Source organism: Mycetocola tolaasinivorans (assembly GCF_003667565.1).
GTDB classification, from domain to species: Bacteria; Actinomycetota; Actinomycetes; order Actinomycetales; family Microbacteriaceae; genus Mycetocola; species Mycetocola tolaasinivorans.
This window is the reverse complement of record NZ_RCUX01000012.1, coordinates 67,295-89,536: the sequence shown is the minus strand read 5'-3', so window position 1 is coordinate 89,536 and position 22,242 is coordinate 67,295. Positions and strand designations below refer to the sequence as shown.

Genomic DNA, 22,242 nt, shown 5'->3' with positions numbered 1-22,242 from the left:
CGGCCGCAACCAAACGAGGGAGCGGGCAGACCCACCGCTGTGGATCCGCCCGCTCCCCTCGCGTGTGAGACGTGCCGCGCGGCGGAGAGTGCCGTGCTTATCGGCAGTCGGGATCCTTCGCCGGCACCGTTCCGTTCAGCAGGAAGTCGTCTACCGTCTTATTGATGCAGGCACTGCCCTTGTTATAGGCGGTGTGGCCCTCGCCGTGATAGGTGACGAGGTGGCCCTTCTCTAGCTGCTTCGCCAGCGAAACGGACCAGGCATACGGCGTCGCCGGGTCGTTGGTGGTGCCGATGACCAGGATGTCCGGCGACCCGGGTGCGTGAATCTCCGTGCGCTCCGCGCCGTCCGGGAACGGCCAGTTTGCGCAGAGCACGTCGCCGTAGCTCATGTACTTTCCAAACAGCGGGGCGCGCTTTTGAATCTCCTGCGCCGCCCGTTCCATGACCGCGGGGTCATCATTTGAGGGGTAGTCGCGGCAGTTATAGGCGTTGAACGCGTTGTTCGAGTTGCTGGAGTAGGTGCCGTCCTTCTTGCGGTCAAAGTACATGTCCGCGAAAGACAGCGCGACATCCGCGTTGCCGTCCATCACCGAGCTCAGCATGTCGCCGAGTGCTCCCCAGTTGTTGGGCGAGTAGAGCGGGAAAATAATGGCGGTCAGCAGCGTGGAGGACCCCACCTTGCGTCCGTCGGAGCCGACCAGCGGGGTACGATCCACCGCCTCGAGCAGGTTGGAGATCCGGGTCATTGCGGAATCGACGCTGTCGCCGCGGAACGGGCAGCCCGATCCGGTGAGGCAGTCGGTCAGGTAGGCGCGCAGCGCGCTCTCAAACCCGGCGGCCTGGGTGGCCGAAACCTCATCACTGCTGACCGACGGATCGATCGCACCGTCAAGGACAAGGCGGCCAGCGTTGGCGGGGTAGAGATCTGCGTAGGTGGCACCGAGGAATGTGCCGTAGGAGTAACCCAGATAGTTGAGCTTGGGGTCGCCGACCAGCGAACGAATCAGGTCCATATCGCGGGCGGCGCTCACGGTGTTGATGAACTCGAGGCTGGGGCCGGTGTTCTTCAGGCAGGCCTCGCCATAGTTCTTCGCCTGGGCGCGGGCGGCTTCGAGCCAACCGGCCTGCCCGGGGCGTGGCTGGCTGGTGTCGAACAGGAACGTATCGGTATCGCGGTCACTCAGGCACTCCACCGGCGAAGACTCCCCCACGCCGCGCGGATCGAATCCGATGATGTCGTAGCGGGAGCGCAGCGAGGAGTCGACGGCGAAGTCGAGGGAGTCCTTCACGAGTTCCATGCCGGAGGCACCGGGCCCGCCGGGGTTGACGAGGAGGGAGCCGATGCGGTTCGATCCGGTGGCCGCGGAGCGGACGAGCTTGAGGGTGAGGGTGCCGGCGGCGGGCTCTTCCCAGTTCATCGGGGTGGTGATTTCGGCGCAGGTGAGCCGCGTTCCGCAGTTCTTCCAGTCCACCGTCTGGCCGTAGTACGGGCGCAGGTTTTCGGCGACGTCGGTGTCGGGAAGCGGGCTCGGAAGGGATGCGTTGCCGCCGCCGAGGGAGTCGGGGAAGAACGCGGTTACGCAGCCGCTGAGGGTCAGGGTGGCCGCCACCATCACGGCGAGGGCGGCGGTGATGCGCCGACGGGAACGGTTGGGCTGATTCACGAGACTCCTCGGGGTGGCCGGGCGGGGTTGTCGGATGTTGATGCTGGCTAGCGAATCGCGGTGACGAGCATGGCCTCGAGGGCGAGGGTGGGCGTAATGTTTGCGCCGATTCGCTCGCGCGCCTCCTGGATGGCATCCATCGTCTGCATCGTGGTTTCGGGGGCGGCGGTGCTCGCCGCGGAACGAATCTCGGCGAGCAGTTCTCGGTTGATCAACCCCTCGGTGCGGCCCATCTGATACATCAGGAGATCGCGGTAGAGGGACAGAAGGTCGGTGAGGATGCGGTCGACGCCGTCAACCAGCCCGCGCTTCGCGCGCCGCTTCTGGTCGTTTTCGAGATCGCGCAGCGGGGCTCGCAGCGCCGGCGGAATGGTGCCGCCGGGTTCGACACCGAGCGAGCGGAGCACGCGTTCGCGCTCCTGTTCGTCTCGTTCCCCGGTATATGCCTTGGCGTCCTCGCCCGCGATCTCGACGAGTTTTGCGGCCATCACGATGGCATCGGAGACGTCGCGAATATCGAGGACCGAGCGCAGTGTTTCCTCGCGCCGGGTGCGCGCATCGGCATCGGTTGCGAGGCGGCGTGCCATGCCGATGTGACTCTGGGCCTGTCTGGCGCTCTGTTCGGCCAGGTCACGGTCGATGCCGTCTCGGCGATGCAGAAGGTCGGCAATGTCGTCAACCGAGGGGGTGCGCAGACGCACCGAGCGCACGCGCGAGCGGATGGTGGGCAGGAGATCGGCCTCGCTCGGTGCGCAGAGAATCCAGACGGTCTCGGCGGGCGGCTCCTCGAGTGCCTTGAGCAGGGTGTTTGAGGTGCGTTCGATCATGCGGTCGGCGTCCTCGACGATCACGACCCGGTACCGAGATACCGAGGGAGCGTAGTAGGAGCGGCGGACGGTCTCGCGGACGTCCTCGATCTTGATCGTCATCGCGGAGGTGGACAGCGCGGTGAGATCGGGATGGCTTCGGGCGGTGACCTGTGCGGTGGTGTCGGGGTCGCCGTCTACCGAGGAGCTGAGCAGCGCGGTGGCGAACGCATAGGCCAGGTTGGATCGGCCGGACCCGGGAGGCCCGGTGATCAGCCAGGCGTGCGTCATGGTGTCCGTCCCGGAGGCGGTTCCGCTCGCGGCGGCGCGCAGGGTGGCGACCGCTTCGGGTTGCCCCACAATTTCATCCCAGACCGACATGCCTCCAGCCTACCGGGCACCGCCGAGGTGCGCGCCGTCTGGGCGGCGGTGCGGTGGCCCGGCGGCGCGTTCACGGCGATTCGGGTGGGCGCTGTTTCCTATTCAGGGGTTCGGGAAACAAGAAATCGGGCGATCCCGCTCGAAGGAGGGACCGCCCGATTCCAGGGTTTCGAAGGTTAGTTACCGACGCGCTTCCAGGAGCCGCAGCCGGACGTCACAAATCCCTTATCCCCTGCTTCGACACGGACGAAAGCACGGTTTGTGTAGGAGAAGTCATTGTCGATGATTTCATAAATGGAACCTCCAAAACCGCTGAGACGCGCCCAGTAGCACCCCTTAGAAGGATCACTGCTCGACTGGTAAAGCCCGGGCTTCACCTGCGTTCCCACCACGTAGGTCCCATTCTTTTGGATGGTGCTCAGGGTGGTCAGCTTGCTGTCGGAGATTCGAATCCAGGATCCACAGGACTGCGATTTGAAGGCGGTGTCGGTGGCAGAAATCGTCACGATGGACTGCCCTGTGGAAATGTGGTTAGCGATGATGTCGCTGACCTTGCCAGAGTATCCGCTCAGTCGTGCCCAGTAACAGAATTCTGGATTGCCGGTGGTGATGTAGGTGCCGGCCTTGATGTCCGCGCCCACGCGGTAGGTTGCGTCAGCGCCGATTCCGGTCTGTGCGCTCGGCACCTTCGCGGTGGCCGAGGAGGTGCGGCTCACGGAGGTGTAGCCAGCGCGAGATCCGGTCACGGTGACGGTGAGGGTCTTTCCGCCGTCTGCGGAGGTCACCCGATAGGTCTTTCCGGTGGCTCCGGAGATCGCGGTGCCGCCACGCTTCCACTGGTACTTGAGGCTCACGCCGCTGGGTGCCCAGGTTCCAGGGTTGGCGGTGAGGGTCTGTCCGATCTTCGCGCTGCCGGAGATGGTCGGGTTGGGTGTCTTCGTGAGTACGTTGTTCACGGTGCGGGCCGCACTCGTGCGCACCGCCTTCGTGTAGCCGGGCTTTGAGGCGGTGACGGTGACGGTGAGCGCCTTGCCGCGATCGGCGGTGGTGCTGACGTAGGTCCTCTTGGTGGCACCGGCGATGTTCTTGCCGGCACGCTTCCACTGATAGGTGAAGGTGGGCTTCGCCGCCCAAGTGCCGGTATTAGCGGTGAGGGTCGAGCCCGAGGCGAGGGATCCCGAGATGGTCGGGTTTGAACCGCTCAGTGTTGCGAGTTTCTTGGCGCTGGATACCGAAACCGCACCGGCGGGGGCAGCGTAGGCCGCTCCGGGGGTGCTGACAAACAGTGATCCGAGCAGGGTCGCGGTCACGCCGAGAGCGAGAATGCTCCCACGTGAGAGACGGGGGCGCTGCAATTCGCGCACGTTTACTCCTTGAAACAGTGGAGCTACGCGAGGCGTGTCACCACAATGATATCGGTGACGATTGTCAGCCGTTTCTCAGAATAGCGACGAGTGCTGCCCCTCAAGCACCACTTTTACCCCCGAGTTCGGGGGTATTTCGGGAGTCTTTCTGCGAGGTCAGACGACCGGGGGCGCGGTTATTCGTGCTTTCCGACCAGGGCTTCGGTGACCCGTGCCTGGATCTGCGCCGCGAGCTCGTCGATGCTCAGTGTGGCGTCGAGGACGAGGAAACGCGCCGGTTCGGCCTCGGCAAGTTCGAGAAAGACCGTGCGGACGCGGGCGTGGAATGCGTTCTTTTCGGCTTCGAGGCGATCGAAACGCGTGCGTGCCTGGTCGAGGCGTTCACGAGCCCGATCGGGGTCGAGGTCGAGGAGGATCGTGAGGTCGGGCCAGAGCCCCGAGCTTGCCCAGACGGAGAGTGAGCGCACCTCGTCGATGCCGAGGGCCCGGCCGGCACCCTGGTAGGCGAGGGAGGAATCGATGTAGCGATCCTGCAGCACGATTTCGCCGCGCTCGAGCGCGGGGCGAATCCTGGTGTCAATGTGCTGCGCGCGGTCGGCCGCATACAGCAGCGCTTCGGCGCGCGGGGAAATCTCTCCGCGGTGGTGCAGCACGATCTCGCGCAGCTGTTCCCCCACCTCGGTGCCGCCGGGCTCGCGTGAGCGCAGGGTGGTTTCCCCGCGCTCACGCAGCCAGGTGTCGAGAATCTCGGCCTGGGTGGTTTTACCGCTGCCGTCACCGCCCTCGAAGGTGATGAACAGGCCCCTGTTCACCACCTACGCCTCCGTGTCCGCAGCCTTGGCTGCGGCGGTCTTGGCCGCTGCAGACTTAGCTGCCGTGGTTTTTGCGGCGGTGGTTTTCGCCGGAGCCTTCTTGGCAGCGGTCGTTTTGGCCGCGGTTGTCTTGGCGGACGTGGTCTTCTTCGCTGCGGCGGTCTTGGCGGCGGTGGTTTTCGCCGGGGCCTTTTTCGCCGGGGCCTTCTTGGCGGGTGCCTTTTTAGCCGGGGTTTTCTTGGTCGCGGGGCCCTTGGCGCGCTTGATTTCCAGGAGTTCTACCGCGCGTTCGAAGGTGATCTCCTCCACCGATTCGGCCTTTGGAATGGTCGCGTTAGTGGTGCCGTCGGTGACGTAGGGGCCGAATCGGCCGTCCTTCACCTTGATGGGCTTTCCGCTCGTGGGGTCTTCCGCAAACTCCTTGAGTGCGCTGGAGGCTCGGCGAGCACCGTACTTCGGCTGGGCGTAAATCTCGAGTGCACCGGCGAGGTCGATGTCGAAGATCTGGTCTTCGGAGGTGAGCGAGCGGGTTTCGGCACCCTTTTTCATGTACGGACCGAAGCGACCGTTCTGCGCAAGGATTTCCTCGCCAGATTCGGGATCGGTGCCCACGATGCGGGGCAGGTCGAGCAGCTGCAGGGCGGTTGCGAGATCGATCGTGTCGAGAGACATGCTCTTGAACAGCGATGCGGTGCGCGGCTTCGGTGCGGCCGCCGCCTTTTTCGTGGTCTTCTTGGGCGGTTCGATCACCTCGCCGGTGGCGGGGTTCACCTCGGCCTCGGGTTCGGGGTCTACCTCGCTCACGTACGGCCCGAATCGGCCGTCCTTTGCGACGATTTCCTTGCCGTTTTCCGGGTTGATTCCCACGATTCGGTCGGTGAGTACCGGGGCCTCGATGAGCTCGTGAGCCTTTTCGAGGGTGAGCTCGTCGGGGGCGAGGTCTTCGGGGATGTTGACCCGGCGCGGGGTCGCATCGGGGGCGGCCTCGGGGTCAACGATTTCGAGGTAGGGGCCGTAGCGGCCGATACGCAGGGTGGTGGTGTCGTCGAGGTGAATCGAGTTGATTTCTCGCGCGTCGATTTCACCGAGGTTGTCGATGACCTGACGCAGCCCCTCGGTGTCGCCGCCGCCGAAGTAGAACGACTTGAGCCAGTCGGTGCGGTCCTGTTCGCCGGCCGCGATGCGGTCGAGGTCGCTCTCCATGGACGCGGTGAAGTCGTACTCGACGAGGCTGCCGAAGTGTTCTTCGAGCAGACGGATCACCGAGAACGCGATCCAGGTGGGGATCAGGGCCTGGCCACGCTGGCTGACGTATCCGCGATCCATGATCGTGGCGATGGTCTGTGCGTAGGTGGACGGACGCCCGATACCCAGCTCTTCGAGGGTCTTGACCAGGCTGGCCTCGGTGAAGCGCGGGGGCGGCGTGGTTTCGTGGCCCTTGGCTTCAACGTCTTCCAGGTTGACGCGCTGGCCCTCGGCGAGCTGCGGGAGTTTTGCTTCCTTTGCGGCGGCGTCGCCTCCGCGCTGTTCGTCCTGGCCCTCCTCGTAGGCCTGGAGGAATCCGCGGAAGGTGATGACGGTTCCGCTGGCGGTGAATTCGGCTTCCTGACCGGCCGCGAGGGCGGACAGCGTGACCGTCGCGGTCTGGCCCTTGGCATCGGCCATCTGCGAGGCGACGGTGCGCTTCCAGATCAGCTCGTACAGGCGGAAGTCGTTACCGCTGAGTGAGCTCTTGAGCGATGCGGGCGTGCGGAAGTGGTCTCCGGAGGGGCGGATTGCCTCGTGGGCTTCCTGAGCGTTCTTCGACTTTCCGCTGTAGAGGCGGGGCTTGTCCGGAATGCTGTCGGCACCGTAGAGGGTGGTGGCCTGGTCTCGGGCCGCGTTGATCGCCTGCGAGCTGAGCGAGGGCGAGTCGGTACGCATATAGGTGATGTACCCGTTTTCGTACAGCGACTGCGCGACGCTCATGGTCTGGCGGGCAGAGAAACGCAGCTTGCGCGCGGCCTCCTGCTGCAGCGTCGACGTGGTGAACGGTGCGGCCGGGCGGCGCGAATACGGCTTGGTTTCAAGCTTTGAGACCGTGGTGCGGGTGTCGGGCTCGGAGAGTGCCTCGGCGAGCTTTGCGGCGCTGGCGGCGTCGAGCTGGCGCGCGCTGCTGGTCAGAACTCCGCGGTCGGAGAAGTCGCGACCGCTGGCGATGCGTTCGCCGTCAAGTCGTACGAGACGTGCCTCGAACCGAGTGGGGTCTTCCTCGGCGGCCACCTGCACCGCGATGTCCCAGTATTCGGCGGAGATGAACGCGCGGCGTTCCTTTTCGCGCTCGACGATCAGGCGGGTGGCGGCGGACTGCACGCGGCCTGCCGAGAGGCTGGGGCCAACCTTGCGCCACAGCACGGGGGAAACCTCGTAGCCGTAGATGCGGTCGAGGATGCGGCGGGTTTCCTGCGCGTCGACGAGTGCAACGTCGAGTTCGCGGGTGTTGTCTTTCGCGGCGAGGATGGCGTCCTTGGTGATTTCATGGAACACCATGCGGCGCACCGGCACCTTGGGCTTCAGCACCTGCAGCAGGTGCCATGCGATGGCCTCGCCCTCGCGATCCTCATCAGTGGCGAGCAGGAGCTCGTCGGCATCCTTGAGGGCGCGCTTGAGGTCGGCGACGGTCTTTTTCTTGGAGTCGGACACGACGTAGTAGGGCTCGAAGCCATTGTCTACGTCGACCGCGAACTTCCCCATGCCGCCCTTTTTGAGCTCGGCGGGAAGGTTTTTGGGTTCGGCAAGGTCTCGAATGTGGCCGACCGAGCTGAGCACCTCATAGCCGTCGCCGAGATACCCGGCAATCGACTTCATCTTGGTTGGCGACTCTACGATGACCAGCTTTTTTGTGTTGGACACCCGGCTCCTTTCGTCAGGCACACCATACACACCCTGTTCGTGTGTGGGCCGTATTGGCACTTAGTGGAACACCCCTATGATCCTCCTATTTATACAGGAGTGTTATTCAGGAGCGAATTTCGGTGGTTCTTTCGACGGGTAACGTTGCCGGGCGATCCGGCATTCCTCGGGCTCTCAGGATGTGATCATGGCACCCGTCTACCCGCTCCCCGCCGATGAAACGCGGCCATGGCGGACTCCTCGGAGCTTAGGCCCGTGCGGCCCGCTCCCCACCCCTCTCCTCGTCTAAACCCGGGTTGATCGTGTGCGACCGCTTGGGCGAGGCGGATCCTGCGTGGGTTTCGGGTTTGGCACGGGCTTCGAAACCAGCACGAGCGTCAAAACCCGCGCGGGCGTCAAAACCAGCACGGGCACGGGCAGTGATGCGAACCCCCAGGATTTCCCGAGATACGTCGACGGAAATCTCGCTTCCGATTTGCTGGCATCGGATGAGGCTTACACTGTTGGCCCCGGCAACCCTGTTGGCGGCGCGGCAGGGCTCTCCCCCGACCATTCCGGAGAGCACCCGAACGGCGGATAGCGCGCTTGAGTCTGCGGCGGCCCGCACCTCTGCACGCGTGGTGAGCGCGAGGCTCAGGGGGAGCAGGGCACCGATCACCGTGATAATGGCGATCAGAACCGCAACGCTCAGCACGCTGCCGGCCCCCTGATCGTTCCGCTCACGAGCCTCTCGCCCACCGGCATCTCGCGCTCGGGCATCTCGCACTCGGGCATGTCGCACTCGGGCATCTCGCACTCGGGTATCTCGCACGCGGGCATGCGTGGCCGGATTCATGCGGGGGCCGTGCGGGTCGTTACGGACTCACTGAGGGTGCAGGACCGGACGTTGAGGGGTTCGGATAGGAACCGGCTCAGCACGGAAGAGAGAGCTAGCCGCACCCTCGCGCACACGAGATCCGGCCCGACAACCTCTCGGGTCACTGTCGAGCCCGGAACGAGCTGATTCGCCCGCTGGGCAACCTGTGAGGCGGAGTCGCCCCGGGCAAAGGCCCGGGCCGACTGCCCGGCAACATCCCACAGCTGCCCCTGGGCGGACCCGATGGAGAGCGTCGCAACGCACAGGGCAAGGACGATCAGTACGACGGGCAGGGCAAGCGCGAGCTCGGCGGTAACACTGCCGGAGTCTGAGCGAGCGTGCCCCGCGAGCACGGGGGTGTTTACGCCGGAGACGCGCATGTGCGATCAGCCGGGGATCTGGAGGGCGGTGCGCACGAGGCCGGTCAGTATGCCGCGCACCTCCTCGCTACGCATGATGAGGACGAGGAGCCCGGCAAACGCCACCGCCGCCATGGTGGTGATGGCGTACTCGGCGGTAACGGCACCCGATTCGTCTGCGAGCAAGCCCGGGCGAAGTATCGAGCGAGCGTTGATTGTGGTGGTCATCTGAGTGGTTCCTTTCGCTGATGGTGTGAGCTAAGTCTTCGCGGTGTGGGGCGTCAGGTACAGGGAGAAACTGGAGTGGTGCGCTCCGTGATAGTTTCCGCGGGTTGTGGATAGGGCCGACGCCTGATCGGCTCGACACTGACCAGCGCGTAGGCCTACCGCCTCTGAACCCGTGGCAAGACGATCTCCCTCTGCGGTGAGTAAGCACCGGGGCTCTGCCATCCCTGCTACCACGACACCACGGTGCCGCGCCTCGAAAGCTCCTAGCCGTTGGCGGTGAGTAGGTGCGCGCCAATCGAGCTTGGCCGGTCACGGATCACCGCGTCAGCCAGCCAGGTGAGAAACTCGACCCCGTCCTGCTTGGTGGTGTAGGCGACTGGCAGCGACGATAGCGTGTGCGCGGTGAACCCCTTGGAGTCGGGGTCGGCGTCGGTGAGGAAGAAGTAGTAGTTCGGCACGTTCTGCTGCATCCGGACCATCGAAGCACGCATCGCTTCCGACCACGCTTCGGGGTTCGGAGTTTCGTCGTTCACCCGTGCGGTGAAGGCAATGAGTGTTCCGTCGCGCGTGGTGTTCGAGTCGAGAAACACCACGTCGTCCCCGAGAGCTTCGCGATTGGCGACGACGGCTCGCTCGTAAAGGTTCTCTCCCGGCTCGTAGCCAAAATTATCGCGCCAGTGCGCGTCCCAAAGCTCATCGGCGACGGCTGGCCACTTCTTTGAAGGGAGTTGGTCACCCTCAGAGAATTGGAAAATTCGACTTTCTGGGTAGCGATCCACAATCTGCGGGGTGTGGATCGCAGCTCCGAACGATCCGGCACTGGCACCCGCGATGAGCAGTCGTTCCGGGTTCGGAATGTTGGCTTGGATCCAGTCCAGCGCCAGGCGCACGTTGGTCTGGCCGTTGAAGTGCATGTCGGTGGCCGTCCCATCTGCAGCGGTCAGTGAGACATTGGCGTCGCCGACATGGAAGTCACCGGTCGCATATGGGATCATGACGGCGTTCCAATCCGAGAACGGGTTGTCTTCGTTGTTTACATCAAGAATCCCGCCGAGTGTGGTCGGGAAGAACGAGGGGATCGAGCGGAAGTATGCGCCCGGAAAACCGGAAAGGAGGTACCCGCCCACGGTGATCGGATCCGCCGCGGCCTCTGCATCCCACACGACCCCACCGCCACCAAAAAAGATGATGAGGTTGTCGCTCGTGCCCGTCTTCGCGTAGATACGGTAGTCGCCTCCAGCGGCATCAACGGCCTCGCTGCCAAGACTCGTTTGATACCAGCGGTTGTGGTCTGGGGTCCCCGTGGCCGGCCAGGTGGGAGCTGGCCGCGTCACGATGAAGGTGAAGACTCCGACCGTCGCGGCAACGAGCCCGAAGATCACGCCGATCGTGATCCACACCCTGGCCCCTATCGACCGCCGTGACCGTGTCTTCATTGCCTGCCAATCATCGCTCATCACTGCGCCAGGACTCCTGCTTTGGTGACCTGGTGTCATCCCTAGGTCTATTCAACATCACGGCTCGCACTTGAGCACGATGGCCACGGGTCCGGTTCAGCACGGCCGTCGCGGATGACAAGCCCCACGGCCACGAGAGCGTTCCGCCTAAAGCGCGTTGGGGAGCGTGAGACCGAGGATCACTCTTTGGCGCAGTGGCCCGAATTCCCATCAATAAATTAAATGCTTTGTGAATCACAAATGATCTACGGTATGCTAACTAAATGGAATTGATGAGTAACGGTCGCACACTCCCCCTCGTCAGCTATTTGGCGCGATCAGGCTGGCGAGCCTTGGACACGTCGGCGCAACCCGGCGACATCACGCACAGACAGCTTCTCGCGCTGACGCTCCTGAAGGAGCGCGGAGACCTGGCGCAGCAGGACATCACACGCGTGTTCGGCTTGGACGCCAGCAACGTCGTGGGGCTTCTCAACGAACTAGAAGAACGTGGCCTCGTGCTCCGACGCCGCGACGAGGCGGACCGTCGTCGCCACATCGTTGCGCTCACAGGTGAGGGTGCGCTCATGCTCGAGCGAACCTTCACGCGGTTGGCCAGCATCGAGGACGAGCTGTTGCACGCGCTTACTTCCCAGGAACGGGAGACCCTTCATCACCTCCTGCTCCGGGTCGCAACCTCGGACTAGCTCACGCTGTCTCCCGCCCGCACGTTCAATCAACCCGACCCCGTGAAAGTAGAGCGCATCATGACCCAAGGGCCCGCAACGTCAGCCGGTTACGATCCATTCGGCCCGCTCGGCCTCACCTATGACGACGTGATGCTCCTGCCCGGACATACGGATGTACTTCCCAGCGAGGTCGATACTCGATCCCGCCTAACCAAACGGGTGTGGCTCAGCATCCCCCTGCTTTCGGCCGCGATGGATACGGTGACGGAGGCCACGATGGCCGTCGAGATGGCGAAGCTCGGCGGGCTCGGAATCCTGCATCGAAACCTGTCGATCGCAGACCAGGCGGCGATGGTTGACCAGGTGAAGCGGGCAGAAGCCACCCATGCAGAGCCCAGCGAGAGCGTCCGAGCTACCCGGGACGATACCGGACGCCTGCGCGTCGGGGCCGCAATCGGGTTTTTCGGTGATGGTTGGGCGCGGGCCGGTGAGCTGCTCGAGGCGGGCGTGGATGTCATCGTCGTCGATACTGCCAACGGACAGAGCCAGGGCGTTCTCGACATGATCAGGAGAATCAAGCGGGATTCAGCCTTTGAGGGTGTCGACGTGATTGGCGGGCAGGCCGCGACTCGCGACGGGGCCAGAGCGCTGGTCGAGGCCGGGGTTGATGCCATCAAGGTCGGGGTTGGCCCCGGGTCCATCTGCACGACGCGGGTCGTCGCCGGTGTCGGCGCACCGCAAATCACCGCGGTGTACGAGGCCGCGATGGCCGCGCGGCAGGCCGGTGTGCCCGTCATCGCAGATGGGGGTTTGCAGTACTCGGGTGATATCGCGAAGGCGCTCGCTGCGGGTGCCAGCACCGTGATGCTCGGTTCGCTTCTGGCGGGAACAGACGAGAGCCCGGGCGAGTATCTGTTGGCGGATGGCAGGGTGTACAAGAGCTATCGCGGCATGGGTTCGCTCGGGGCGCTTCAGACCCGAGGTGCACGCACCTCGTATTCAAAAGACCGCTACTTCCAGGCCGATGTTGGAGCGGACGACAAGCTCATCCCCGAGGGCATCGAGGGCCGGATCCCGCATAGTGGAGCACTTCGTGACGTCTTGCACCAGCTCGTCGGCGGGCTTCGACAGTCGATGTTCTACGTTGGCGCACGGGACGTCAGCGACTTCCAATCTCGTGCCAGATTCATACGGATCACCCCGGCGGGGCTCAGGGAGTCGCATCCCCATCATCTTGAAGCCGCTACGGCGGCTCCCAACTATCGCGCATAGCGCGTATACGGCGGTGAGCCCCGATCAGGTCGGGGAGCTGAGCATCTGGCCGAGGAGCGAAAGGATCAGTGGGCCCACGCCGAGGCAGACGAAGGCGGGCAGTGCGCCCACCCCGAGGGGAATGAGGAGCTTGGTCTCGAGTGCGGTGGCCGCGCGCTGGAGGGCGCGGGCACGGCGCTCACGGAGATCCTGCGCCTCGGCATGCAACAGCTCCTGAGCGGGTACCCCGACGTCGTGTGCGAGGCCCAGGGTTTCTCGGAGTCGTTCATCGGCGGACTCACTCGCATCCAGACGACAGCGGGCCAGGATCTGGTGTGCCTGCCACCGTGCGGAGGCCGGCGCGATTCCGGCACCCAGCATCATTGCGGTGAGGTCGAGAAGTACGTCGTCTTCCGGAATCGCCAGGAATGCGCGACGAACGAGCAGCCGAATCCAGAGGGCCGTCAGAAGCAAGAGCAAGAGCCCCACGGCGAGGAGCACCCGCCCGGGAGGCGTACCCACGAGTGTGTACACGATGGGAAACCCCAGGGCCTCACCGAAGAAAAGTGACAGGAGCGGGATCACGCCGACGAGCCGTGCGCTTGCCCGCGGGCCCGCGGCCGAGGCTGCAACATCTCGAGCCACCCGGGCGCGGGCACGCAGCGTTTTGGCGAGCACCCGAATACCCTCGGCGAGCGCGGCACCGGTGAGCGCCGAGGCCGACCACACCGCCGCAAGCCGGTGCCAGGGAAGCTCGGCATCGGACAGCGGGGCGTGGCCAGTGGTAGATGGGGAGCGTGCGGGACCCATCAGCGCGGTAGCCGGGTCCTCCCCCGCGTGCAGCGCGGCCTCCACCGCGGTGATTCGGGCCGGCGAGGCCACCGCGATGCCTCGCTCGGGACGCACTGAAGGACGCATCCCGCGGGCCCACCGGGGGCGAGGGCGGGCGGTCTCCGGAGAGAAGGTCTTACGGGTGGTGGCGGGTGCCGGGCGGGCACGGTTCACGATGTGACCCCAGGCGACGGCGGGGCTGAGCCCGGCCCCGAGAAGTGATGCCAGGCGATCAAGATCAACCGCGAAATCCGTGTGCCACTCCGGTATCGCGTCCGCCCCGCGGTGAGACGGACCGGCCGTCACTCGCGGCACAGCGGAGCGAGCGGGCCGGTGCCCGGCCACGACGTTCTTCGGCGCGGGAATCATGCTGCCTGCCAGACGGGCGTGATGGTGAGTAGACCGGCGCGGTTGCGTTCCAGCCGGCCCATCGCGGCGAGACCGCGGGAGTGCCCCGGCCCCAGGTGCAGCACGATGTCAAGCGCGCTCATCGCCTGGGTTGCAAGGGATTCAGGGCTGAGACCGGCCAGCGCCCCGAGCGCTTCCAGGCGTGCGGGCACGTCGTCGAGTGAGTTGGCGTGGATGGTGCCGGCTCCCCCATGATGGCCGGTATTCAGCGCGGAGAAGAGGTCCACTATCTCCGCACCGCGGCACTCCCCCAGCACCAGACGATCGGGCCGCATGCGCAGGGCCTCGCTCACCAGTCGACGCAATCCGATATGGCCCGCGCCCTCGATATTGGCCTGTCTCGACTGCAGGGAGATAAAGTGCCGGCGGTGCATCTCAAGTTCGGCCACGTCCTCCACCGCGATCACCCGCTCCCGGGGTGGCGCAGCGTCGATCATTGCAGCCAGAAGCGTGGTTTTGCCCGAGCCCGTTGGGCCGCTGATCAGCATGTTTTGGCGGTCGGCGATCATTGCACGAATCTGCGCACCAGCACCAGCACCAGCACCAGCACCAGCAGGAGGTACCTGCCCGGCCGAGACCGGCCCGAAAAAACCTCCCCGCTCGAGCGCCTCAAGGGTCAGGTATTCAAGCGCCGGCACCCGAATGCTGATCTGCGTCCCCTGCTGGGCGACGGGTGGAAGGACCGCGTGCACCCGAATGCCCCCGGGCAGCCGTACATCGGTGCAGGGCGTGGCCTCGTCGATATGCCGGCCACCGAGCGCAATCAGTCGGCTGGCCAGTGCACGTACCTCCGGCTCGGTGTGGACGGCACCATCGACTCGTTCGAGGCCTCCCCCGCGGTCGTACCAGGCACCGGTGTGTGCGGACAGGAAGATGTCACTGACGCCGGCGCGCAGCACCGCGGTGGACAGCACACCGAACCTCCGGGCAATGAGCACTCGCTCGCTCGTACGCCGCATCTCTGCCGACGCGGGGATCGATACGGGTAAGGACCCGGGTTCCAACACCGCGGCGTCGATCCCAGCGGCAACCGGAGCGGTTTCGGGCGGCACCGGACCCCGCGGGGCGATGGGGTGTAGGGCACGGGCGTCTAGGGCACGGGCGTCTAGAGCAGCGACGTGTCCGGCACCGGCGTGTGAGCGTGATGGTCGGGTGATCTGGGTCATGCCCCGAGCGTAGATTTCTGTCCGAACCGGCGACATTGCCGCTCCTACGGCAGTGGAGAGAAGCTCTCTGAGGGAGAGCTGTGCAAACCGTGCCGGGAAAATAAAAGGGCGGCATTCATTGGGGGGAATGAATGCCGCCGCAAGCGACACTGGATTGGGGGGAATCCGTTGTGCGCTGCACGCTCGAAATAAAATTTCGGCCTTGAATGAGTGTACGCCCTCACACGATTTTTCACGACCCCTGTCCACCTTCTGGATGACACCAGTTCGGGGGACAAAACCTGTGTCCCGCACAAATGCAGGCAACACGCCGAGAACGCCCTCGAAAAAACTTTTGGCCACGCGTCCGGCGAGGGTCTGGACCGCCGATCAAATGGGAGTACGCTGTCAGTGCATGGCCCACATCGATGTGGGAACACGACCGTCGCAAAGGAGCGATTTACTCGTCATGAATGTCCAGATCGACAATCTGCTCACCGAAACCCGCCGCTTCGAGCCATCCGCCGAGTTTGCCGCACAGGCAAACGCTCGGCCCGAGCTTGCCGAGCGCGCACGCGCCGATCGCCTCGGCTTTTGGGGGGACCAGGCCCGCGAGCTTCTCAGCTGGGAGCGCCCCTTCACCTCAATCCTGAACTGGGAGAATCCCCCGTTTGCAAAATGGTTTGAGGATGGCACGCTCAACGTCGCCTACAACTGCCTAGACCGCCACGTCGAAGCCGGCAATGGCGACCGAATCGCCCTGCACTGGGAGGGCGAACCCGGCGACAGCCGCGCCATCACCTATGCGGAGCTCACCGAGGAGGTAAAGCGCGCGGCCAACGTCCTCACCGATCTCGGCGTACGCGCCGGTGATCGCGTCGCGATCTACCTGCCCATGATTCCCGAGGCCATCGTGTCGATGCTCGCCGTCGCCCGCCTGGGCGCGGTGCACTCGGTCATCTTCGGCGGATTCAGCGCGGACAGCATCCGCGCCCGCGTGGATGATGCCGCCGCGACCCTCATCATCACCGCCGATGGCGGATACCGCAAGGGCAAGGTGAGTGCGCTGAAGCCCGCGGTAGATGCCGCACTCGGCGCCCGCGGAGACCTCCCGGCCCAGGGCACCGTCCGCAATGTCCTGGTTGTTCGCCGCGGGGAAAACGAGGTCGACTGGACAGAGGGCCGCGATCACTGGTGGCACGAGCGCGTGGCCGCGGCCTCGCCCGAGCACACCCCCGAGGCCTTCCCGGCCGAGAACCCGCTGTTCATCCTCTACACCTCGGGCACCACGGGGGCACCGAAGGGAATCCTGCACACCTCGGGTGGGTACCTCACCCAGGCCGCCTACACGCACCGCAACGTCTTCGACATCAAGCCCGAGACCGACGTCTACTGGTGCACCGCGGACGTCGGCTGGATCACCGGTCACACCTACGTCACCTACGGTCCGCTCGCAAACGGCGCGACCCAGGTGCTGTATGAGGGAACACCCGATGCCCCGAACCCGGGCCGCTGGTGGGAAATCATCGAGAAGTACCGGGTGAGCATTTTCTACACGGCCCCCACCGCGATCCGCGCGGCGATGAAGCTAGGCCGAAAGATTCCGAAGCGCTCCGACCTCTCGAGCATTCGTCTCCTCGGTTCGGTGGGTGAACCCATCAACCCCGAGGCGTGGATGTGGTACCGCAAGGTCATCGGCGGCAAGACCGCCCCGATCGTCGATACCTGGTGGCAGACCGAGACGGGCGCGATCATGATCTCGGCCCTGCCGGGCATCACCGTGACCAAGCCCGGCAGCGCGCAGGTTCCGCTCCCCGGCATCGAGGTGTCAATCCTGGAGGAGGGCGGCGATCGCGTTCCCCACGGCTCCGGCGGGCTGCTTGCCATCACCGAACCCTGGCCGAGCATGCTGCGCGGCATCTGGGGCGACCCGGATCGCTTCCGCGAGACCTACTGGAGCACATTCCCGAACGCCTACTTCGCCGGAGACGGTGCACGCCTCGACGAGGATGGCGACGTCTGGCTCCTCGGCCGCGTGGACGACGTCATGAACGTCTCGGGCCACCGCCTCTCGACGGCCGAAATCGAATCGGCCCTGGTCTCGCACCCGTTCGTCGCGGAGTCGGCCGTGGTGGGGGCCAGCGATGAGACCACGGGCCAGGCGGTCGTGGCCTTCGTGATCCTCAAGGAGAGCCAGGCCGAGGAGACCGAAAACACCGACGAGGTGGTCGCGAGTCTGAAGGCTCACGTGTCGAACCTCATCGGCCCAATTGCCCGCCCGCGCGACGTCTTTGTTGTGCACGAGCTGCCCAAGACCCGTTCGGGAAAGATCATGCGTCGACTCCTGCGCGATCTGGCCGAGGGCCGCGAGGTGGGCGACACCACCACCCTCGCGGACACCACGGTCATGCGCGTCATCTCCGAGGACGTCGCCGCCCGCTAAATCCACACCACCCCAAAACGAGTGGCATCGAACCAACCGGTCCGATGCCACTCGTTGTTCGTTCAGGGAACTACTCGAACGCGACTACGATTTCTACCTCGACGGGAGCGTTCAGCGGCAAGACCGCGACGCCCACGGCGGCACGGGCATGCTGTCCACGCTCTCCGAAGATCTCACCGATCAGGGTCGAGGCGCCGTTGATCACGGCGGGCTGACCGTAGAAGGAGGGATCCGAAGCCACAAATCCGTTGAGCTTCACGATGCGGGTGACGCGGTCGAGCGAGCCGATCTGTGCCTCGACGGCGGCCAGCGCATTGAGCACCGCAATGCCGGCGTACCGAGCCGCGTCTTCGGGGGTGACGAGGCCATCACCCTCGCCTACCTTGCCTGTCTCAGGAAGTGCACCGGAAACAAACGGCAACTGCCCAGAGGTGTACACGAGGTTGCCCTCGGTGACGGCGGTCACGTAGGCGGCCACGGGCGCGGCAACCTCGGGAAGGGTGAGTCCGAGCTCGCTTAGACGGTCGGCAATGGTGCTCACGCGTTCTCTCCCTCGGCCTCAAGCGGGCGCTTCATGTAGGCAACCAGGCCCCCTTCAGGGCCGGTAACCACCTGAACCAGTTCCCACCCCTGCTTTCCCCAGTTGTTGAGAATCGCGGCGGTGTTGTGGATCATGAGCGGTGTTGTGAGGTACTCCCAACGGGTCATGTTTCTCCTTAAATAGTATGAAGTTCGGGGGCTGGATAGGGATTCTTTCAGCAATGTCGCTTAAGCTGAATCCTATGCCTCAAGAAAAACGTACCGGTAGCGGTGTCATGGGAAGCCTCATGGGCTTCATCGGCCTCAGTGTCGCCGCGGGGATTCTCGTGACCGCAGCGGTCACTCCCGCACTCGCCGTGACCGGCATGTCCGCCAAGGGCGCGATCAACGCGTTCGATGGGCTCCCGGCCTTCCTGGATATCGATCCGCCGATGGAGCGCACCAACATCTACGCCACCGCGTCGGACGGCAGCCACCAGCTGCTCGCCACCTTCTTCGACCAGAACCGCCAGCAGGTGGCCTGGGACGACGTCTCGCAGTACTTCAAGGACGCCGCCGTTTCGACCGAGGACCCCCGTTTCTACGACCACGGCGGTGTTGACCTCATCGGTACCACCCGCGCCGTGCTCAGTAACTTCGTGAAGGGTGGCGAGGACACCCAGGGTGGCTCCTCCATCACCCAGCAGTACGTCAAGAACGTGCTGGTGCAGAAGGCCGAGCAGATCACCAACGAGGACGAGCGCAAGGCCGCCTATCTGGACGCCACCCGCACGACTCCCGAGCGCAAGCTGCGCGAGATGCGCTATTCGATCGGCGTGGAGCAGAAGTACACGAAGGACCAGGTCCTGCTCGGGTACCTCAACATCGCCAACTTTGGTGGTGTCTCGTACGGTGTCGAATCCGCATCGCAGTACTACTTCGGTAAGTCGGCAAAGGACGTCACGATCGAGGAGGCCGCGACCCTGATCGCGATCCTCAACGACCCCAACGGCCTGCGCATCGACCGCCCGGAGAGTACGAACAACGGTGAGGCAAACGGCTACAAGCTCACCAAGATTCGCCGCGACTACGTTATCGACAAGATGTACAAGGAGGGGAAGATCACCAAGGAGCAGTTCGAAACCGCAACCGCGACCCCGGTGACCCCGAACCTGCATCCGCCGAGCACCGGCTGCCAGGCCGCCGGAAACGCCGCATACTTCTGTAACTACGTGCAGAACATCATTCTGAACAGCCCCGAGTTTGGTGAGACCGTTGACGACCGCCGCGCGACCCTGCGTCGCGGAGGCATGGACGTCTACACCTCGATCGACCTCGACGTTCAGAACGCCGCCCAGGCCGCGATGGACCGCTGGGTTCCGCAGGAGCGCCCCGGCGTAAACCTCGGTGCCGCCGCCTCGACCGTCGAGCCGGGTACCGGCCGCGTGCTCGCCATGGTTCAGAACAAGACCTTCTCCGAGGACGCCCAGGTGGGTCTCGCGAGCCGGTCGCACACCAGCATCAACTACAACACCGACTACAACTACGGTGGCTCCAGCGGATTCCAGGTGGGTTCGCAGTACAAGGTGTTCGCGCTGCTCGAGTGGCTGAAGGATGGCCGTTCGGTCAACGACAGCGTGCTCGCAACGCGACAGACCTACACGAAGTGGATCGACACCTGCTCCCCCGGTGGAGTAGCGACGACCAAGCCCTGGAACCCGCAGAACTACGACGGTAACGCCTCCGGCCGGATCACCCCCTACGAGGCGACCAAGCGCTCGGTGAACACCGCCTTCGTACAGATGGCCAGCAAGCTGGACCTCTGCGAAATCCGCAACACCGCCCAGTCGCTCGGCGTGCACCGCGCCGACGGTAAGGAACTCGAGCGCAACCCCGCCTCGGTTCTGGGTTCTAACGAGATCGCCCCGCTGACCATGGCCGCCGCCATTGCCGGCATCGCCGCACAGGGCAAGTTCTGCACCCCGGTCGCGATCGACAAGATCACCGGCCCCGGCGGCAAGGACATGGCCGTGCCGCAGAGCACCTGCACCCAGGCGCTGACCCCCGAGGTTGCTAACACCGCGGCCTACGCAATGCAGGCGGTCTTCAGCCCCGGCGGAACCGCGGCTAACGCCGTGGTGCCGGGCGCACCGCAGTTCGGTAAGACCGGTACCGCCGATGACGCGACCGACACCTGGGTAACCGGTGGAACGACCAAGGCCGTGACCTCGTTCTGGATCGGTAACGTGCAGGCCGGCGACAACGGCAAGCGTTACTCGATGTACAACGTTCAGGCCAACGGAACCAGCGCCTTCCAGTCGAAGTTCCGCGTGTTCGCCGGTATCACCTCGGCCACCATCGCGAAGCTCGGCGGAGACTCCTTCCCGAAGCCGTCCGACGCACTGACCAAGACCAAGCAGGTTGCGGTCCCGGACGTGAGCGGCCAGAGCGTCGCGGATGCCACCAACGCCCTCGCCGGTGCCGGCTTCAACGTCGTCGTGGGTGACCCGATCCTCTCGGGCGTCAGCGCCGGCATGGTCGCAAACACCGAGCCGGGTGCCGGCGCCTCCGTGACGGTGGGTAACACCATCACGATCCGTCCGAGCGATGGCAAGGGCAAGCAGGTACCCGATGTCTCCGGCATGAACCCCGATCAGGCGAAGTCCGCCCTGCAGGGCGTCGGATTCAATAAGGTGGATCAGAAGTGCGTGGCCGATCCCAACGCCCCCGGTGGGGACGGCAAGGTCACCGCGCAGTCGCCCGACGCGAACTCGATGGTCAACCCCGGGTCCGCCTCGGCATCGATCACGATCACCAAGCAGAGCTGTTAGCAAGGAGCACCCCGATGGCCCGACGGACCGGTTCACTGAAGCCCATTTTGGGAGGACTGGCCGTCGTGGCCGCGGGGTGTTTTGCGTGGGCAAGCCTCGTCGAACGCAGGATGTTCACCCTGCGTCGGGTCGAGATTCCGGTGCTCCCCGCGGGCACCGATCCGATCCGCATCCTGCACCTCTCCGACCTGCACATGGCTCCCTGGCAGCGCGATAAGCAGGCCTGGGTGCGCAGCCTCGCGGGCGAAAAGCCCGACATCGTGGTGGACACCGGCGACAACCTCGGCCACGCGGATGGCATCCGCGGCATCGAACTGGCCTTTGCCGAGTTCGGCGGGGTTTCCGGCGTGTACGTGAACGGGTCGAACGACTACTTCGGCCCGGTCTCAAAGAACTGGCTGCGCTACTTCTCCGGGCCCTCCTCACAGCGCCCCCATGGAAATCGCGCGAAGAAACTCGATACCCCGCGCCTCGAACGCTTCTTCACCGATGCGCTCGGCTGGCACTCACTCAACAACCGGGTCGATGATGTAACCGTGCGCGGCACCCGCATCCAGTTCTTCGGGGTGGATGATCCACACATCGAGCGCGATCGGCTCGATCTCCTGACCGGGCTCCTGGACGGCGTCGAAGACGAGGAGTCCTTCGAGCAGGGCCGCCCCGAACCGGCACTGCGCATCGGTGTGGCACACGCCCCGTATCAGCGCGTTCTGAACTCCTTCGTGACCCACGGGGCCGACGTTATTCTGGCCGGGCATACCCACGGCGGCCAGGTGTGCGTTCCCGGCGTGGGCGCACTCGTCACCAACTGCGATATCCCGCGGAGGCAGGTCAAGGGGCTGAGCCTCTGGCGTCACGCCTTCCGCAGCGCCTATCTGAACGTCTCGGCCGGGCTCGGCACCTCGATCTACGCACCGGTACGCTTCGCCTGCCGCCCGGAGGCTACCCTCGTCACGCTGGTTGCCCGCTAGAGCTCGCAATACCGGCCGCATGCCCACCCGGAGCAACTAGTACCGCAAATGCCCGCACACGCCCGTGTGCGGGCATTTGCGCACGTATCGCCTGTGTTGTTCCCCGGGCCCGGGCGCACAAAACCGCCCACCACACAAAACCGCCCACCACACAAAAACCGCCGGGCACACAAAAAACCGCCCAGATTACTCTGAGCGGTTTTTGCTGTTTCCATCTGTCGGGGTGGCGGGAATTGAACCCACGACCTCTTCGTCCCGAACGAAGCGCGCTACCAAGCTGCGCCACACCCCGATGGTGATCTTGCGACCTCTATTAGATTACCCGATATTTGTCCCGGCGGTGACCACTCGACA

At 64.8% G+C, this 22,242-nt stretch carries 18 protein-coding genes and 1 tRNA gene; 5 read left to right on the top strand and 14 right to left on the bottom strand.

What is annotated here, in order from left to right; genetic code table 11:
• Nucleotides 1–97 precede the first annotated feature (97 nt).
• The 9 genes from D9V32_RS13935 to D9V32_RS13895 form a co-directional block, all read right to left on the bottom strand.
• Nucleotides 98–1,666 carry an alpha/beta hydrolase gene (locus D9V32_RS13935; protein WP_245982340.1) on the bottom strand — a complete coding sequence of 523 codons (1,569 nt, stop codon included), beginning with the start codon at nt 1,664–1,666 and terminating at the stop codon, nt 98–100.
• Between the two features lie 47 nt (nt 1,667–1,713).
• The gene (locus D9V32_RS13930; RefSeq protein ID WP_121649522.1) at nt 1,714–2,853 is read right to left on the bottom strand and encodes a DNA polymerase III subunit delta'; all 1,140 of its coding nucleotides are present in this window, start codon (nt 2,851–2,853) and stop codon (nt 1,714–1,716) included.
• A gap of 176 nt (nt 2,854–3,029) precedes the next feature.
• Entirely contained in the window at nt 3,030–4,217 is a 1,188-nt protein-coding gene (locus tag D9V32_RS13925) for an Rv1352/Rv1906c domain-containing protein (protein WP_147440495.1), read from the bottom strand.
• A gap of 176 nt (nt 4,218–4,393) precedes the next feature.
• Nucleotides 4,394–5,029: a dTMP kinase gene (tmk, locus tag D9V32_RS13920; protein WP_121649544.1), complete on the bottom strand. Its 636-nt coding sequence runs from the start codon at nt 5,027–5,029 to the stop codon at nt 4,394–4,396.
• 3 nt (nt 5,030–5,032) lie between these two features.
• A complete protein-coding gene (gene topA, locus D9V32_RS13915; protein ID WP_121649520.1) occupies nt 5,033–7,921 on the bottom strand; it encodes a type I DNA topoisomerase in 2,889 nt (962 codons plus the stop codon).
• A gap of 247 nt (nt 7,922–8,168) precedes the next feature.
• Entirely contained in the window at nt 8,169–8,756 is a 588-nt protein-coding gene (locus D9V32_RS16690) for an Rv3654c family TadE-like protein (RefSeq protein ID WP_121649519.1), read from the bottom strand.
• A complete protein-coding gene (locus D9V32_RS13905; protein ID WP_147440494.1) occupies nt 8,753–9,157 on the bottom strand; it encodes a TadE family type IV pilus minor pilin in 405 nt (134 codons plus the stop codon). The genes D9V32_RS16690 and D9V32_RS13905 overlap by 4 nt, the downstream gene beginning before the upstream one ends.
• 6 nt (nt 9,158–9,163) lie before the next feature.
• Nucleotides 9,164–9,364, bottom strand: a complete 201-nt coding sequence (locus D9V32_RS13900) for a DUF4244 domain-containing protein (RefSeq protein WP_121649517.1) — start codon at nt 9,362–9,364, stop codon at nt 9,164–9,166.
• 263 nt (nt 9,365–9,627) lie between these two features.
• Nucleotides 9,628–10,764 carry a pectin acetylesterase-family hydrolase gene (locus D9V32_RS13895; protein WP_183086328.1) on the bottom strand — a complete coding sequence of 379 codons (1,137 nt, stop codon included), beginning with the start codon at nt 10,762–10,764 and terminating at the stop codon, nt 9,628–9,630.
• A gap of 320 nt (nt 10,765–11,084) precedes the next feature.
• Between D9V32_RS13895 and D9V32_RS13890 the strand changes: the two genes are divergently transcribed.
• A complete protein-coding gene (locus D9V32_RS13890) occupies nt 11,085–11,507 on the top strand; it encodes a MarR family winged helix-turn-helix transcriptional regulator (RefSeq protein WP_121649515.1) in 423 nt (140 codons plus the stop codon).
• Between the two features lie 60 nt (nt 11,508–11,567).
• Nucleotides 11,568–12,761, top strand: coding sequence for an IMP dehydrogenase (guaB, locus tag D9V32_RS13885; RefSeq protein WP_121649514.1), 1,194 nt, complete (start codon nt 11,568–11,570; stop codon nt 12,759–12,761).
• A 24-nt stretch (nt 12,762–12,785) separates the two neighbouring features.
• On the opposite strand, the gene D9V32_RS13880 is transcribed toward guaB, so the two are convergent.
• Complete coding sequence (locus D9V32_RS13880) at nt 12,786–13,940, bottom strand: type II secretion system F family protein (RefSeq protein ID WP_121649513.1); 1,155 nt, start codon at nt 13,938–13,940, stop codon at nt 12,786–12,788.
• On the bottom strand, nt 13,937–15,145 hold the full coding sequence (locus D9V32_RS13875) for a TadA family conjugal transfer-associated ATPase (protein ID WP_245982339.1): 1,209 nt from the start codon (nt 15,143–15,145) through the stop codon (nt 13,937–13,939). The genes D9V32_RS13880 and D9V32_RS13875 overlap by 4 nt, the downstream gene beginning before the upstream one ends.
• Before the next feature lie 448 nt (nt 15,146–15,593).
• Between D9V32_RS13875 and acs the strand changes: the two genes are divergently transcribed.
• Nucleotides 15,594–17,567: an acetate--CoA ligase gene (gene acs, locus D9V32_RS13870; RefSeq protein ID WP_121649511.1), complete on the top strand. Its 1,974-nt coding sequence runs from the start codon at nt 15,594–15,596 to the stop codon at nt 17,565–17,567.
• 70 nt (nt 17,568–17,637) lie between these two features.
• Here acs and D9V32_RS13865 read toward each other — a convergent pair whose 3' ends face one another.
• Both D9V32_RS13865 and sp36 read right to left on the bottom strand, forming a co-directional pair.
• Entirely contained in the window at nt 17,638–18,108 is a 471-nt protein-coding gene (locus tag D9V32_RS13865; protein ID WP_121649510.1) for a RidA family protein, read from the bottom strand.
• A complete protein-coding gene (gene sp36 / locus D9V32_RS13860) occupies nt 18,105–18,275 on the bottom strand; it encodes a Sp36 family protein (protein ID WP_121649509.1) in 171 nt (56 codons plus the stop codon). The genes D9V32_RS13865 and sp36 overlap by 4 nt, the downstream gene beginning before the upstream one ends.
• 74 nt (nt 18,276–18,349) lie before the next feature.
• Between sp36 and D9V32_RS13855 the strand changes: the two genes are divergently transcribed.
• Together D9V32_RS13855 and D9V32_RS13850 are read left to right on the top strand one after the other, a co-directional pair.
• The gene (locus D9V32_RS13855; protein ID WP_183086327.1) at nt 18,350–20,917 is read left to right on the top strand and encodes a transglycosylase domain-containing protein; all 2,568 of its coding nucleotides are present in this window, start codon (nt 18,350–18,352) and stop codon (nt 20,915–20,917) included.
• A gap of 14 nt (nt 20,918–20,931) precedes the next feature.
• The gene (locus D9V32_RS13850) at nt 20,932–21,888 is read left to right on the top strand and encodes a metallophosphoesterase (RefSeq protein ID WP_121649507.1); all 957 of its coding nucleotides are present in this window, start codon (nt 20,932–20,934) and stop codon (nt 21,886–21,888) included.
• Nucleotides 21,889–22,106: 218 nt separating this feature from the next.
• Here the strand turns inward: D9V32_RS13850 and D9V32_RS13845 are convergent.
• Nucleotides 22,107–22,180: transfer RNA gene (locus tag D9V32_RS13845), tRNA-Pro, on the bottom strand.
• Nucleotides 22,181–22,242: the final 62 nt, after the last annotated feature.

Bases quoted from the DNA above. Each gene is read 5' to 3' on its own strand.
- D9V32_RS13880 (WP_121649513.1), bottom strand. From the start codon at position 13,940: ATGATTCCCGCGCCGAAGAACGTCGTGGCCGGGCACCGGCCCGCTCGC.
- acs (WP_121649511.1), top strand. From the start codon at position 15,594: ATGAATGTCCAGATCGACAATCTGCTCACCGAAACCCGCCGCTTCGAG.
- D9V32_RS13855 (WP_183086327.1), top strand. From the start codon at position 18,350: ATGCCTCAAGAAAAACGTACCGGTAGCGGTGTCATGGGAAGCCTCATG.
- D9V32_RS13850 (WP_121649507.1), top strand. From the start codon at position 20,932: ATGGCCCGACGGACCGGTTCACTGAAGCCCATTTTGGGAGGACTGGCC.
- D9V32_RS13875 (WP_245982339.1), bottom strand. From the start codon at position 15,145: ATGACCCAGATCACCCGACCATCACGCTCACACGCCGGTGCCGGACAC.
- D9V32_RS13930 (WP_121649522.1), bottom strand. From the start codon at position 2,853: ATGTCGGTCTGGGATGAAATTGTGGGGCAACCCGAAGCGGTCGCCACC.
- sp36 (WP_121649509.1), bottom strand. From the start codon at position 18,275: ATGACCCGTTGGGAGTACCTCACAACACCGCTCATGATCCACAACACC.
- D9V32_RS13890 (WP_121649515.1), top strand. From the start codon at position 11,085: ATGGAATTGATGAGTAACGGTCGCACACTCCCCCTCGTCAGCTATTTG.
- guaB (WP_121649514.1), top strand. From the start codon at position 11,568: ATGACCCAAGGGCCCGCAACGTCAGCCGGTTACGATCCATTCGGCCCG.
- D9V32_RS13900 (WP_121649517.1), bottom strand. From the start codon at position 9,364: ATGACCACCACAATCAACGCTCGCTCGATACTTCGCCCGGGCTTGCTC.
- D9V32_RS13905 (WP_147440494.1), bottom strand. From the start codon at position 9,157: ATGCGCGTCTCCGGCGTAAACACCCCCGTGCTCGCGGGGCACGCTCGC.
- D9V32_RS16690 (WP_121649519.1), bottom strand. From the start codon at position 8,756: ATGAATCCGGCCACGCATGCCCGCGTGCGAGATACCCGAGTGCGAGAT.